The organism is Blautia pseudococcoides (genome assembly GCF_001689125.2).
Classification (GTDB): domain Bacteria; phylum Bacillota; class Clostridia; order Lachnospirales; family Lachnospiraceae; genus Blautia; species Blautia pseudococcoides.
In genome coordinates this window covers 3,183,335-3,198,287 of the sequence record NZ_CP015405.2, presented here as the reverse complement: position 1 = coordinate 3,198,287, position 14,953 = coordinate 3,183,335, and the positions used below count along the sequence as shown (strand labels likewise).

Sequence of the window (14,953 nt, the reverse complement as noted above, 5' to 3'; positions counted from 1 at the left end):
GGAATTAACTTGAAAAAAAACAACAACTCAAAATTGAAGATCATTCCTTTGGGCGGGTTGGAACAGATAGGAATGAATATTACTGCCTTTGAATATGAGGACAGTATTGTCGTAGTGGACTGCGGTCTGTCATTTCCCGAGGACGATATGCTGGGAATTGACCTTGTGATACCGGACATCACTTATCTGAAGGACAATATTGACAAAGTCAAAGGATTCGTTATCACCCATGGCCACGAGGACCATATCGGTGCACTTCCTTATGTAATGAAGGAGATCAATATACCCATCTATGCAACAAAGCTTACGATCGGATTAATCGAAAATAAATTTAAAGAGCACAATTTGCTCAGAAGTACCAAGAGAAAAGTGATCAAACATGGACAGTCCATTAATCTGGGCTGCTTTCGTATAGAATTTATCAAGACAAACCACAGCATCCAGGATGCGTCCGCACTGGCGATCTATTCCCCAGCGGGAATCGTGGTGCATACCGGTGACTTTAAAGTGGACTACACGCCTGTATTCGGAGATGCCATTGACCTGCAGCGGTTTGCGGAAATCGGAAAGAAAGGTGTACTGGCACTGATGTGCGACAGTACCAATGCGGAGCGCAAGGGATTTACCATGTCTGAGCGCACGGTTGGAAAGACCTTTGACAATATATTTGCGGAACATAAGAACACCAGGATCATTATCGCAACCTTTGCCTCCAATGTGGACAGGGTGCAGCAGATCATCAATTCTGCCTACAAATACGGCAGGAAGGTGGCTGTGGAGGGCCGGAGCATGGTAAACGTTATCGGCACGGCCTCTGAGCTGGGGTATCTGAAGATCCCGGACAAGACGCTGATCGAGATTGACCAGCTTCGGAATTACCCGGATGAGAAGGTTACGCTGATCACCACGGGAAGCCAGGGCGAATCCATGGCAGCCCTCTCCAGAATGGCAGCCAGTATTCATAAAAAAGTGACCATCAAACCAAATGATACGATCATTTTCAGTTCCAATCCCATTCCGGGCAATGAAAAGGCAGTATCCAAGGTTATCAATGAACTGAGCATGAAAGGTGCGGATGTTATCTTCCAGGATGCCCACGTATCCGGACATGCCTGCCAGGAAGAGATCAAACTGATCTATTCCCTGGTAAAACCAAAATATGCCATTCCGGTGCACGGTGAATACCGTCATCTGAAAGCCCAGGCAGGACTTGCCCTGGATTTGGGAATCCCCAAGGAAAATGTGTTTATCCTGCAGTCCGGCGACGTGCTGGAGCTGAATGAGGAGGAGCCAGCCAAAGTTACAGGCAAAGTGCGCACAGGCGCTATCCTGGTTGACGGACTTGGCGTGGGTGATGTGGGAAATATCGTGCTGCGTGACCGCCAGCATCTGGCAGAGGATGGTATCATGATCGTGGTGCTGACTCTGGAGAAGCGTTCCAGCCGTCTTCTGGCAGGACCGGATATTGTCTCACGGGGATTTGTGTACGTGAGGGAATCCGAAGATTTGATGGATGAGGCCAGAATCGTGGTGGAGGACGCCATAGATGTGTGCCTGGATAAGCATATAACAGACTGGGGCAAAATAAAGAATGTCATCAAGGACTCCCTGGGTGAATTCTTATGGAAGAGAACTAAGAGAAACCCCATGATCCTGCCGATTATCATGGAGGCTTAGGAAAATGAGTATAATCGACGTCTGCGTGGACAAGCTGGTACATGCGATCAAGAACGGTGTTGTCTACAAGCAGTATTGCACGGCTCTGGAGGAGATCAAGGCAATTCCGGGGCTGAAAGAACAGGTAGATGAACTGCGCAAGCTGAATTATCAGATTCAGGCGGAAGGTGATGAGATCAATCTCTATGATGCGATTGATGATGTAGACAGCAAGATGGATGAGCTGTGCAGGATACCGGAGGTAAACCGTTTTTTAGAAGCGGAGCTTACGCTGTGCAGACAGCTTCAAAGTATTGATGCGTCCATCCATCAGGGAATACAGCTGGATATTCCGGATCTTTAAGAATAAGGAGAACAACATGGCAAAAGGAATCAGAAAACAGGGTGCGGCATCTATTATGGCGAGTGGTTTTTTCAGGCTGGCAGTTTATGCCTGTATTGTATTTGCCGTCATTTTTGTGGGCAAATCTGCCTATGATTTCGGATATGCGATTTTTAATGAAGTTCCTGTGGCTGAGGGGGAGGGAACAGACATCACCGTGGTGATCAAGGATGGTTCCTCTGTTTATCAGATCGGCAAGATCCTGAAGAAAAAAGGGCTGATCGAGGATGCAAAGGTCTTTGTGGTGCAGGAAAAGCTGTCCAATTATAAGGACAAGCTGCAGGCAGGTACCTATATTCTGAATACCAATATGACGGCAGATGATATGATGGCGATCCTGTCCCGTGAAAATGTGGATGGCCAGCCCACCCAGGGCTCCGGTACAGACGGCAATTCTGCTGTGCAGGACACCTCCAAGGCAACCGGGGGAGACGGTACAGAGCAGGAAAGCGGAGATACCGGAGAAGGTGAAGAGGCCGGTACCGGTGAAGAACAGGAAGGCCAGCAGGCAGAATAGCAGAGGAAGTAAAAGTGATCGTTGATGAGAGAATGGTAACTTATATCAATTCCCTGGACCGGGGCAACACCCCCTTTCTCAATGAACTGGAAAGAAAAGCCAGGGAGGACAGGGTGCCCATTATCCGCAGGGAGATGCAGAGTTTCCTGAAAGTACTGCTTCAGATAAAACGTCCCCGCCTCATTTTAGAGGTGGGGACTGCTGTTGGGTTCTCCACACTTCTGATGAGCGAATATGCGCCGGCAAAGTGTGAGATCACCACCATAGAGAACTATGAGAAACGGATCCCCATAGCACGGGAAAATTTTAGACGGGCCGGAAGGGAAGAGCAGATCACCCTGCTTTGCGGGGATGCTGCCCAGGTGTTGAAAACCCTTGAGGGGCCGTTTGATCTTATTTTTATGGATGCTGCCAAGGCACAGTATATCCATTTTCTGCCCGAGGTGTTAAGACTTCTGCCATCCGGGGGAATCCTGGTATCTGACAATGTGCTTCAGGATGGGGATTTAATAGAGTCCCATTTTGCCGTGGAGCGCAGGGACCGTACCATTTATAAGCGGATGCGGGAGTATCTCTATGTGCTGAAGAACCATGAAGAATTGGAAACGTCCATTCTGCCTCTGGGAGATGGAGTGACTTTGAGTATAAAGAAATAAAAACAGGATGAAGAAAATGAGAGAAAAACCAGAATTACTGATTCCCGCCAGCAGCTTAGAAGTCCTGAAGATTGCTGTTATCTACGGCGCGGATGCCGTATATATCGGCGGTGAAGTATTTGGACTGAGGGCAAAAGCCCGGAATTTTTCCATGAAGGATATGGCAGAGGGTATGGGGTTTGCCCACAGATATGGGGTGAAAGTGTATGTGACTGCCAATATCCTGGCCCACAACAGGGACCTGGAGGGTGTGCGGGAATATTTTGAAGAATTAAGAGAGATAAAGCCGGATGCGCTGATCATTTCAGACCCCGGTGTTTTTATGATCGCAAAGGAAGTCTGCCCGGAAATCGAGCGGCATATCAGTACACAGGCTAATAATACCAATTATGGCACTTACCGGTTTTGGCATGATCTGGGAGCAAAGCGCGTGGTATGTGCAAGGGAACTTTCCCTGGAGGAAATCCGGGAGATCCGTGCCCATATTCCGGGGGATATGGAGATAGAGACCTTTATCCATGGTGCTATGTGTATCTCTTATTCGGGAAGATGCCTGCTGAGCAATTTCTTTACAGGAAGGGATGCGAACCAGGGGGCATGTACCCATCCCTGCCGCTGGAAATACTCCATTGTGGAGGAGACCAGGCCGGGAGAATATATGCCTGTCTTTGAAAATGAGAGAGGGACTTATATCTTCAATTCCAAAGATTTGTGTATGATCGAGCATATGGATGATATTCTCACAGCGGGAATAGACAGCCTGAAAATAGAGGGGCGTATGAAGACAGCCCTGTATGTGGCAACGGTGGCAAGGACCTACCGAAAAGCCATAGATGACTATTTTGACAGCCCGGAGCTTTACAAAAAGAATATGCCATGGTACCGGGAACAGATCATGGGCTGTACCTACAGACAGTTTACCACAGGATTTTTCTATGGCAAACCGGATGAGACAGCGCAGATATATGACAGTAATACCTATGCCAAGGATTACACCTATCTGGGATATCTGGAGGATAAGACACCGGAAGGGCTGTACCGCATCACCCAGAGGAATAAATTCCTCGTGGGAGAGACCATAGAGGTCATGAAACCGGACGGAGAGAACCGCCCGGTGGTTGTGAAAGCTATATATGATGAGGAAGGGAATTCCTGTGATAGCGCCCCGCATCCCCAGCAGATTCTGCATGTAGACCTGGGTGAAGGGCTTGATCTGTACGACATTTTAAGACGGAAGGAAGCAGTTCCGGAGCTTTAGGACAGCATTTTTTTCAATACGGGAGACATAAGAGCGGCTGATATTCAGCCGCTTAGCTATTTCCCTCTGTGTCAGTTCCTTTTCCCCGTAGAGTCCGTACCGCAGTTTCAGAACCTCCAGCTCACGTTCGTTCAAGACCTGGTCCAGGAGGCTGTAGAGCTTTTTGATATCTTCTTTCAGGGAATAATGATCCACCACGTCTACAGGTTCATTCTCGATCACATCCAGAAGATTTATCTCATTCCCCTCTTTGTCTGTACCGATTGGTTCGTAGAGGGAAACTTCCTTATTGGTCTTTTTCTTGGAACGCAGCAGCATAAGCAGTTCATTGTCAATACAGCGCGCAGCATAGGTGGAGAGACGGTTAGATTTCTCCCCATTGAATGTATGGATGGCTTTGATAAGCCCAATGGTTCCAATTGAAATCAAATCATCTAAATCTTCCTCAACCCCTTGATATTTTTTCACAATATGTGCAACAAGGCGCAGATTGCGCTCTATGAGAATATTTTTAGCTTCCTGGCTGCCCCTTTTGTATTCTTGAAGATAATATTTCTCTTCTTCGGAAGTCAAGGGCTTAAGAAATGTTTTCAAGCAGCTTTACCTCAAAGGGATTTAATTATAGTCTATGTGCAAATCCGTCAAATTGTGCTTTTCCCACTCATTTAGGGACGGGTAGGCTGCCCAAAAATTCAGTTTGTGCGTCTGGGATAAGGTTTTTTATCGTCTGTAAGGCCTGCCAGATAGTCCATACTGGTATCCAGCGCCAGGGCGATCCGTTTGCATTGTTCAAAGGTATAATAGCGTTTTCCATTTTCAATTTTAGAGTAGTCACTCTGGTCAATGCCGGTCAGATGCTGCATTTTGATCTGTGTATATCCTTTTTCCATTCTTAAATCTTTTAATCTGGATTTCATTGATACACTCCATTTCTTTCTTTTATGGCTTTCCATTGATAATCAATTATGGCGCTGTGACCTATTGACTCTAGGGTGAAATTGACCTATAATCTTAGGAAAAAGAGTAAAGGCAGAGGGCTGTTTATATGGGCGGAAATAGTAAAAGTCAGCAGCAGGACAAAGACAGTGTACAGGGCAGCATAAGTCTGCGGTCTGTGGAATGGAACTGCCTGGGGCAGGACATAGAAACGTACCGGACAGGAAGCGGGGAATACGCTTTATATATCATAACCAAAGGGCGTGGAAGTATAACGGCAGGTGGAATAGAATATGAAGCGGCCGAAGGAAATGTGCTGGCCGTCTTTCCGGAAAGGGATGTGAAAGCCGCAGGGAATGCGCAGGGTTTCTTCTATTATATCCGTCTTTGTTCCTGTGGTGCCCAGGTGGCGGAGTGTGCCAGGGAGGCAGGCTTTTTTGAGGACGCCCCGTTCCATCTCGTCAATTGTATGACAGAACTGATAAAAACAGTGCGGGGTATGCTGGAGTCAGAGGATGCCGGGTATGTGGAACGTCTGGAACAGAACTGCCGCATAACGAAAATATGGATCGACCTGATTGAAGACCACAGGGATTCCAAGGGGCAGATTCCGTACACGGCGGGAAATGACAGGTTAATGGAAATACAGGAGATCGCTGCATATATGAAGGAACATATGGAGCAGAATCTGAAAGTCGAGCAGATAGCAAAAAAATACGGAATGAACCGGAGCGGTCTTACCAGGCAGTTCCGAAGTGCAATAGGATGTCCCCCTCAGCAGTATCTTCTCCAGGTGAGAATGGACAGGGCAAAGGAACTGCTGCGGGATACAGAGTATACCATCGGGGAGGTTGCTGCCCGGGTGGGGTACAGGGATGCACTGGCATTTTCCCATATTTTTAAGGAGAAGTGCAGTATGGGACCGAAGGAGTACAGGAAAAGCTGTATCAAAGAATAAGAAGAGGGGAGATTCCTCTCTTCTTTTCATTGCACAGGAAGAAAAAATGTGATACAGTAAGGATAAGTCAGAAAGCGGGTTCCCGCGTTTCTTTCCAGGTGATTCCACCGTTATTTCAAAACTTATATTTTAAAATTAAAAATGTTTATGCCCGCACCGAAAGGGGTATTTCTGCCTGCTGCGGGGGAAAGGAGTATCTGTATGTTCAGCAGTGTGATGTCGGCAGCGATCTGCGGGGTGGACTGCGTCCCTGTACGGGTGGAGGCGGATGTGAGCAGCGGCCTGCCTGTATTTAATATGGTTGGGTATCTGTCCTCCCAGGTCAGGGAGGCCCAGGAGCGGGTGAGGACAGCGATCAGAAATACAAAGATCAGCCTGCCGCCCAAAAGGGTCACTGTGAATCTGGCGCCGGCGGATGTGAGGAAGGAGGGGAACCGGTTTGACCTGCCCATTGCGGCAGCACTCCTGGCAGCTTTTGGCTACATAGAGAAGGAGAAACTAAAGGGTGTCATGCTGGCCGGTGAACTGGGTCTGGACGGCAGGGTAAACCGGGTAAGAGGAATCCTTCCTCTGGCGGAGACAGCGGCGCAAAAGGGATGCTGGCTCTGCATTGTGCCAAAAAGTAACTGCAGGGAGGCGCTGGCAACAGGAAAGATAAGGGTTCTGGGGGTGGAATCCCTGCAGGATTTTCTGGATGCGTCAGGAAAAGAGAGGTGGGGTGTCAGGAAACAGACGCCGTATGGGAACGAGGAGTTCTCCGAACCTGTTTACAATGTGGATTTTGGGGAAATACAGGGACAGGAAACCGTGAAACGCGCGGCAGTGATCGCGGCAGCCGGGTTTCACAACTTGCTGCTGACCGGTCCCCAGGGGGCGGGCAAGACTATGATCGCCCGCAGGATTCCCACCATTATGCAAAAGCTTTCCAGGGAGGAGAGTCTGGAAGTTTCCAGAATCTACAGTGTTGCAGGGCTTTTGTCGGAAGACCAGCCCTTTCTGTCCGCAAGGCCTTTTCGTTCACCTCATCATACCATTTCTCCCCAGGCGCTGGCCGGAGGCGGCAGGATCCCAAGGCCGGGGGAAATCACACTCTCCCACAGAGGGGTTCTTTTTCTGGATGAAATTCCCGAGTTTTCCCACAATTCTATTGAAATATTGAGACAGCCTTTGGAGGAGCATAAGGTGATGATCGCCAGAACCGGGGGCTCTTATGAGTTTCCGGCGCACTGTATGCTGGTGGCTGCCATGAACCACTGTCCCTGCGGCAGGTATCCGGATCTGAAGCGGTGTACCTGTACAGACAGGGATATCAGCAGATATGCGGGGAGATTAAGCGGCCCCATACTGGATAGAATTGACCTCTGCGCAGAAGCGGCCTGTATGACTTACCGGGAGATTTCCGGCGGTAAGACAGGCCGGAGTTCGGCAGAACTTAGGAAAGAGGTAGAAAAAGCGTTTTTGACACAGCAGGACCGTTATCAGGGGCTGGGTATCTGCTATAATTCGGAACTTTCCGGGAAACAAGTGGAGAAATACTGCAGTGTCAGCCGGGAAGGCCGGCGTCTTTTGGAAAAAGCTTACGAAATGATGAATTTAAGTGCCAGGGCCTATCATAAGATTTTAAAGACAGCACGTACCATTGCGGACCTGGACGGTGAGGAGGAAATCAAGGAGGCACAGATCAGTGAGGCGGTCTGCTACAGGGGCCTGGAGAAAAGGAAGGTATAAAGTACATGGAAAAAGAGAAAATTTTCTGCTGTCCGAAAACGGGCAGGGCATATCCGGATAAGCTCAGACATTTTGAGGACATGCCGGAATATTTATATGTGAAGGGAAAGCTTCCTGACAGCCGGAAAAAGAGTGTGGCAATTGTGGGAGCCAGGCGATGCAGCAGTTACGGCAGTTCCCAGGCATATTATTTTGCAAAAGAGCTGTCAAGGTACGGAATCCAGATCATAAGCGGTATGGCCAGGGGGGTGGACGGCTGGGCACACAGAGGTGCCCTGGACGGGGGCGGGGAAACATTCGCGGTTCTGGGAAGTGGGGTGGATATCTGTTATCCCAGGCAGAACATGGACATATATAGAAGGATTCCGATCCGGGGAGGCATACTTTCTGAGTATGAACCCCAGACACCGGCCCTTCCCTATCATTTCCCCAGAAGGAACCGGATCATCAGTGCGCTGGCGGATCTGGTGCTGGTCATAGAAGCGGGAAGGAAAAGCGGTTCCCTGATCACAGTGAACTTTGCGCTGGAGCAGGGGCGGAGCGTCTATGCCCTTCCCGGGCGTCTGGGAGACGCGCTCAGTGAGGGATGCAACAACCTGATTTTTGAAGGTGCAGGCATTGCTAATTCCGTAGATATTATTCTTAATGAACTTCAGATTTCAGATAGATTAAAAGCAGATTTGGAAGCAAAATCAAACTTTAGGCTTGCAAGCCGGGAAGAAATGGTGTATAGTTGTCTGGATTTGAAGCCAAAATATCTGGAAGAGATTTTCCTTCAGGTAGAACTAAATCCTGGGGAAATTCAGGAAATATTATTGAAACTGGAATTGAAGGGGCTTGTAGCAGAGCCAGTCAAAAATTATTATGCCAGAACGGGAGGTTGAGATGGCGAAATATTTAGTGATTGTGGAATCACCGGCGAAAGTGAAGACAATCAAGAAATTTCTCGGTTCAAATTATGAGGTCATGGCATCCAATGGACATGTGCGGGATCTTCCCAAAAGCCAGCTTGGAATCGACGTGGAGAATGATTACGAACCTAAATATATAACGATCAGGGGAAAGGGGGATATCCTGGCGGGGCTTCGCAAGGCTGCTAAAAAGGCGGACAAGGTATATCTGGCAACTGACCCTGACCGTGAGGGGGAAGCCATTTCCTGGCATCTGTCCAAAGCGCTGAAACTGGACGAGAAGAAAATGCGCAGGATCACATTCAACGAGATAACCAAGACCGCAGTAAAAGCTTCTATTAAAGAGGCCCGCGATATTGATATGAACCTGGTGGATGCACAGCAGACCAGAAGAATGCTGGACCGTATGGTAGGTTACAGGATCAGTCCTGTACTCTGGGCAAAAGTAAAAAGAGGATTAAGTGCAGGCCGTGTACAGTCCGTGGCCCTGCGCATCATCGGTGACCGGGAGGATGAGATCAATGCATTTATTCCGGAGGAATACTGGACACTGGACGCGGAGTTTGCCGTAAAAGGGGAAAAGAAACCCCTGATCGCCAAATTCTATGGAAATAAAAGCAAAAAAATGAGCATTGGTTCCAGGGAAGAACTGGACAAGATACTGGAAGGACTTGAGGGCGTCAGCTATGAGGTGGCTGAGGTAAAGAAGAGCGAACGAAGCAAAAAACCGCCTCTTCCTTTTACGACCAGTACCTTACAGCAGGAAGCGTCCAAGGTGCTGAATTTTTCCACGCAGAAGACTATGCGCCTGGCGCAGCAGCTCTATGAAGGAATAGACATTAAGGGGAACGGTACCGTGGGTGTTATCACCTATCTGCGTACAGACTCCACCAGAATCTCTGAGGAGGCTGAATCAGCCGCCCATGCGTACATTACTTCTCAGTACGGGCCGGATTACACACTGACCCAGGAGAAGAAGGATGACAAGAAGAAAAAAATCCAGGATGCCCATGAAGCCATCCGTCCCACAGATATTACAAGGACGCCGGCTTCCCTGAAAGAATCCTTGAGCAGGGACCAGTTCAGGCTGTATCAGCTGATCTGGAAACGGTTCACAGCCAGCAGAATGCAGAATGCCAAATACGAGACTACGTCTGTGAAGATCAAGGGCGGGGAGTATTATTTTACGATGGCTGCCTCCAAGTTGAAATTTGACGGTTTTATGGCTGTCTATGTGCAGGAGGATGAGGAAAAGACAGAGAACGCCTTCCTGGCTAAGGGATTGGATGAGAGCACAGAGCTTTCTTTCCAGGGCTTCCATGAACAGCAGCATTTTACACAGCCGCCGGCACATTATACGGAGGCTGCCCTTGTAAAAGCTCTGGAGGAGCTGGGGATTGGACGTCCAAGTACCTATGCGCCCACCATCACCACCATTATTGCCAGGCGGTATGTGGCAAAGGAAAATAAAAATCTGTATATGACGGAGCTGGGCGAAGTCGTTAACAATATTATGAAGAAATCTTTCCCCAGTATTGTGGATGTGTATTTTACTGCCACCATGGAGGAACTGCTGGACAGTGTGGGAGAAGGGATCGTGCAGTGGAAGACTGTGATACGGAATTTCTATCCTGACCTTGAGGATGCAGTGCAGACGGCTGAGAAGGAACTGGAGGAAGTCAAGATAGAGGATGAGGTGACAGATGTGATCTGTGATCTGTGCGGGCGGAATATGGTGATCAAATATGGCCCTCACGGGAAATTCCTGGCTTGTCCCGGATTTCCGGACTGCAGGAATACAAAGCCTTATCTGGAGAAGATTGGAGTGCCCTGCCCTGTTTGCGGGAAGGATGTGGTGCTCCGCAGGAGTAAGAAAGGGCGCCGGTATTATGGGTGCGAGAATAATCCGGAATGCGAGTTTATGTCATGGCAGAAGCCTTCTAAGGAGAAGTGCCCGAATTGCGGAGGGTATATGCTGGAGAAGGGGAATAAGGTTGTTTGTGCGGATGAGCATTGTGGGTTTGTGATGGTGCGGAAGAAGGAGGAGGTGCAGCAGGAGGCATAGGAGTTGGGGGCTGAATGTTGTCGAATTGGATTTGTGGTTGGGCGGGGGGATTGTCTAAGGCGGACGATACCTGCCGCACAAAGTCCCTGGAGGCCAGTCGGCAGATGGGGATGGACTAATGGAAAAAAGCGGGAAGAATGGGTGAACCGGATAGAACCGCAGACAAAACTGATGTTTTGTCTGCTCAACTATCCTTAGAATTTGCTTTTGTGAAGCAAATTCTATCACCCATTCTTCCCGCTTTTTCCCATAAGTCCATCCAGCCATCTGCCTCCAATGCCCTCCAGGGACTTTGTGCGGCAGGTATCTGGTAGTGAGGAAAACCTGCGGGCGGGGAGTAGTTTAGTGAGAAAAGGTCTGTGGATGGGGGAAGAGTTGGAGAAAAGGGGAAAGTATCTGACAGGCGGGGAAAGAAAGGGAAGTCGGGGAAATTTCAATTGTTTTGAAAGTTAAGTTTGTGGGAAAGAGATAAATAGACAGAAAATAAAAAAATCATACATTGATTTCAGAATAATTGTGTGTTAAAATAAAAAAGGATATAGAGAATAGAAATTAGCGGTTATATTCTGTAGGAATAGAGTGAAAGGAGGTCGCTATGAGCGTACAGTTATTGGATAAAACCAGAAAGATTAACAAACTGCTTCATAACAACAATTCTTCTAAGGTGCTGTTCAACGATATTTGTGAGGTGATGGTGGAGACTTTAGACTCCAATATCCTGGTTATCAGCAGGAAAGGAAAGGTGCTTGGTGTAGGTACCTGTCCGGGTGTGGAGGAGATTACGGAATTGATTGACAGTGAAGTGGGCGGTTATATTGATAAACTGCTCAATGAGCGTCTGCTTGGCGTGCTGTCGACAAAGGAGAATGTGAATCTTCAGACATTGGGATTTGAAGGAGAGAACATCAGTAAGTATATGGCAATTATCAGTCCGATTGATATTGCAGGTGAGAGGCTGGGTACCCTTTTTATGTACAGGGATCAGAAGGGGTATGATATCGAGGACATTATTGTGAGCGAATATGGCACAACTGTTGTGGGGCTGGAGATGATGCGCTCTGTACATGAGGAGAATGCAGAGGAGAACAGGAAAATTCAGGTAGTGAAATCTGCGTTCAATACGCTTTCTTTCTCAGAATTGGAAGCGATTATCCATATTTTTGATGAACTGGATGGGGACGAGGGGATTTTGGTGGCAAGTAAGATCGCCGACAGAGTGGGGATCACCCGTTCTGTGATCGTCAATGCGCTGAGGAAGTTTGAGAGCGCTGGCGTTATTGAGTCCAGGTCTTCAGGTATGAAGGGAACATATATCAAAGTGCTCAATGAAGTGATTTTTGATGAGCTGGAAGAGATCAAAAAGCGCAAGCTGGTAAAAAAGCAGTAGTTAAACCGTGATTTAGGGCAAGAAAACCGGAGGTTATTCATATAGTAGGAAATAACCTCCGGTTTTCTTTGGGTTTTTATATTTTTATGGGAAAAACTGTATGCAGAGGGCGGGTTTTGGCTAAACTTTTGCTATGGATCATCCCATTGGATGGGGATTTCATGCGAAAATATAAAGATTCTAAAATAAATATAAAATTCAATGAAAATTAAAAAGATGAGAAAACAAGAGAATAATCGAGTAAAAAAAAGAAATAATTAGTAATGACTTGATTATTTGGAGATGAAAGAAGTTGCAGAAATGCGCCAGATTCACTAATATATGACTAACGGTTAGCACTCGAATCAAATGAGTGCTAATAACAAGCAGAGAATTTAAAAGGAGGCAATAGATATGAAATTAGTACCATTAGGAGACAGAGTTGTATTAAAACAGTTGGTTGCAGAAGAGACCACAAAATCCGGAATCGTGTTACCGGGCCAGGCACAGGAAAAACCGCAGCAGGCAGAAGTTGTAGCAGTAGGACCGGGCGGAGTGATCGACGGCAAAGAAGTTAAAATGGAAGTAGCTGCAGGCGATCAGGTGATCTACTCTAAATATGCCGGTACAGAAGTAAAGCTGGACGATGAAGAGTTCATCATCGTGAAACAGGGTGACATCCTTGCTGTTGTAAAATAACAGGCAGCAGGGAAGATTTTACAGATTCTCTATTAACATGAATAAAACCAGAAAACAGAAATAGACATTTTTTAATTTCAGGAGGAATCGAATCATGGCAAAAGAAATCAAATACGGTGCAGAAGCAAGAGCTGCCCTTGAAAGTGGTGTAAATCAGTTAGCTGATACTGTCCGCGTAACTTTAGGACCGAAAGGAAGAAACGTTGTTCTGGATAAATCCTTCGGCGCTCCGCTTATCACAAACGATGGTGTGACTATCGCAAAAGAAATCGAGCTGGCAGACGGATTTGAAAATCAGGGTGCACAGCTGATCAAAGAAGTTGCATCCAAGACAAACGATGTAGCTGGTGATGGAACTACAACAGCAACCGTTCTGGCACAGGCAATGGTAAATGAAGGTATGAAGAACCTGGCAGCAGGGGCTAATCCCATCATTTTAAGAAAAGGTATGAAGAAAGCGACAGAAGTTGCAGTTGATGCCATTCAGCAGATGAGCGGTAAGATTGAAAGAAAAGACCAGATCGCACGAGTAGCAGCTATCTCCGCAGGTGATGATGAAGTGGGAGAAATGGTTGCAGATGCTATGGATAAAGTAAGCAACGACGGTGTTATCACCATCGAAGAGTCCAAGACCATGAAGACAGAGCTGGACCTGGTAGAAGGTATGCAGTTTGACAGAGGATATATTTCCGCATACATGGCTACAGATATGGACAAAATGGAAGCAGTTCTGGACGATCCGTATATCCTGATCACAGATAAGAAAATCTCCAACATCCAGGATTTACTGCCGATCTTAGAGCAGATCGTTAAATCTGGTGCGAAACTGCTGATCATCGCAGAGGACATTGAGGGCGAAGCTCTGACAACTCTGATCGTAAATAAATTAAGAGGAACCTTCTCCGTAGCTGCTGTAAAAGCTCCGGGATATGGCGACAGAAGAAAAGAAATGCTGCAGGATATCGCGATCCTGACAAACGGTACAGTTATCTCTGACGAACTGGGTCTGGAGTTAAAAGATGTTACCATGGAGCAGTTAGGACGTGCAAAATCTGTTAAAGTTCAGAAAGAAAACACCATTATCGTTGACGGCGAAGGCAACAAAGCTGATATTGATGCAAGGATCGCTCAGATCAAACATCAGATCACTGAGACAACATCTGAATTCGATAAAGAGAAATTACAGGAAAGACTTGCAAAACTGGCTGGCGGCGTTGCAGTTATCCGTGTAGGTGCTGCTACGGAGACGGAGATGAAAGAAGCAAAACTGCGTATGGAAGACGCTCTGAACGCTACAAGAGCAGCTGTTGAGGAAGGTATCATCGCAGGCGGCGGATCTGCTTACATCCATGCATCCAAAGAAGTTGAGAAACTGATCGCCGGAATGGAAGGAGACGAGAAGACAGGCGCAAGAGTAGTTCTGAAAGCTCTGGAATCTCCTCTGTACCACATTGCAGCAAATGCAGGCCTGGAAGGTTCTGTGATCATCAACAAAGTAAAAGAAGCCGAGACAGGTGTAGGCTTTGACGCATTAAACGAGAAATACGTGGATATGGTAAAAGAAGGTATCCTGGATCCTACAAAAGTTACAAGAAGCGCACTGCAGAACGCAACAAGTGTTGCAGGTACTTTGCTGACAACGGAAGCTGTTGTTTCCAACATCAAAGAAGAAACACCGGCTATGCCGGCAGGCGGTGCTCCCGGAATGGGAATGATGTAATATATAATAGAAAATTCACATTTCTTATGCCGGTGTCATATGGACACCGGCATTTCTTTGTGATAGACTTATAAGCAAAA

General features: G+C 47.3%; 14 protein-coding genes. 12 read left to right on the top strand and 2 right to left on the bottom strand.

Annotated features, from left to right (window positions below; genetic code table 11):
* Window positions 1-9: 9 nt before the first annotated feature.
* The 5 genes from A4V09_RS15255 to A4V09_RS15235 are packed head-to-tail and all read left to right on the top strand — an operon-like array spanning window position 10 to window position 4,490.
* Entirely contained in the window at window positions 10-1,677 is a 1,668-nt protein-coding gene (locus tag A4V09_RS15255; protein WP_029470224.1) for a ribonuclease J, read from the top strand.
* A gap of 4 nt (window positions 1,678-1,681) precedes the next feature.
* Complete coding sequence (locus A4V09_RS15250; protein WP_018596065.1) at window positions 1,682-2,020, top strand: YlbF/YmcA family competence regulator; 339 nt, start codon at window positions 1,682-1,684, stop codon at window positions 2,018-2,020.
* Window positions 2,021-2,036: 16 nt separating this feature from the next.
* The gene (locus tag A4V09_RS15245) at window positions 2,037-2,576 is read left to right on the top strand and encodes an endolytic transglycosylase MltG (protein ID WP_065543108.1); all 540 of its coding nucleotides are present in this window, start codon (window positions 2,037-2,039) and stop codon (window positions 2,574-2,576) included.
* Window positions 2,577-2,590: 14 nt separating this feature from the next.
* Window positions 2,591-3,232 (top strand): O-methyltransferase, encoded by a 642-nt coding sequence (locus A4V09_RS15240; RefSeq protein ID WP_065543107.1) that lies wholly within the window; start codon window positions 2,591-2,593, stop codon window positions 3,230-3,232.
* Between the two features lie 16 nt (window positions 3,233-3,248).
* Window positions 3,249-4,490: a peptidase U32 family protein gene (locus tag A4V09_RS15235; RefSeq protein WP_065543106.1), complete on the top strand. Its 1,242-nt coding sequence runs from the start codon at window positions 3,249-3,251 to the stop codon at window positions 4,488-4,490.
* Here A4V09_RS15235 and sigK read toward each other — a convergent pair.
* Window positions 4,458-5,084 (bottom strand): RNA polymerase sporulation sigma factor SigK, encoded by a 627-nt coding sequence (gene sigK / locus A4V09_RS15230; protein ID WP_065543105.1) that lies wholly within the window; start codon window positions 5,082-5,084, stop codon window positions 4,458-4,460. The two genes, A4V09_RS15235 and sigK, sit on opposite strands and share 33 nt — an antisense overlap.
* Window positions 5,085-5,182: 98 nt before the next feature.
* Window positions 5,183-5,407: a helix-turn-helix domain-containing protein gene (locus A4V09_RS15225; RefSeq protein WP_065543104.1), complete on the bottom strand. Its 225-nt coding sequence runs from the start codon at window positions 5,405-5,407 to the stop codon at window positions 5,183-5,185.
* A gap of 128 nt (window positions 5,408-5,535) precedes the next feature.
* Between A4V09_RS15225 and A4V09_RS15220 the strand changes: the two genes are divergently transcribed.
* The 7 genes from A4V09_RS15220 to groL all read left to right on the top strand — a co-directional run bounded on the left by A4V09_RS15220 (window position 5,536) and on the right by groL (window position 14,873).
* Entirely contained in the window at window positions 5,536-6,384 is an 849-nt protein-coding gene (locus A4V09_RS15220) for a helix-turn-helix domain-containing protein (protein ID WP_065543103.1), read from the top strand.
* Window positions 6,385-6,585: 201 nt separating this feature from the next.
* Entirely contained in the window at window positions 6,586-8,112 is a 1,527-nt protein-coding gene (locus A4V09_RS15215) for a YifB family Mg chelatase-like AAA ATPase (RefSeq protein ID WP_065543102.1), read from the top strand.
* A gap of 5 nt (window positions 8,113-8,117) precedes the next feature.
* Window positions 8,118-8,996, top strand: a complete 879-nt coding sequence (dprA, locus tag A4V09_RS15210; RefSeq protein WP_065543101.1) for a DNA-processing protein DprA — start codon at window positions 8,118-8,120, stop codon at window positions 8,994-8,996.
* A 1-nt stretch (window position 8,997) separates the two neighbouring features.
* Complete coding sequence (gene topA, locus A4V09_RS15205; RefSeq protein WP_065543100.1) at window positions 8,998-11,088, top strand: type I DNA topoisomerase; 2,091 nt, start codon at window positions 8,998-9,000, stop codon at window positions 11,086-11,088.
* A 595-nt stretch (window positions 11,089-11,683) separates the two neighbouring features.
* Window positions 11,684-12,475, top strand: a complete 792-nt coding sequence (gene codY / locus A4V09_RS15200) for a GTP-sensing pleiotropic transcriptional regulator CodY (RefSeq protein WP_018596076.1) — start codon at window positions 11,684-11,686, stop codon at window positions 12,473-12,475.
* Between the two features lie 393 nt (window positions 12,476-12,868).
* Window positions 12,869-13,153 (top strand): co-chaperone GroES, encoded by a 285-nt coding sequence (locus tag A4V09_RS15195; RefSeq protein ID WP_065543099.1) that lies wholly within the window; start codon window positions 12,869-12,871, stop codon window positions 13,151-13,153.
* Window positions 13,154-13,247: 94 nt separating this feature from the next.
* Window positions 13,248-14,873: a chaperonin GroEL gene (gene groL, locus A4V09_RS15190; RefSeq protein ID WP_065543098.1), complete on the top strand. Its 1,626-nt coding sequence runs from the start codon at window positions 13,248-13,250 to the stop codon at window positions 14,871-14,873.
* The last annotated feature ends 80 nt before the right edge of the window (window positions 14,874-14,953 follow it).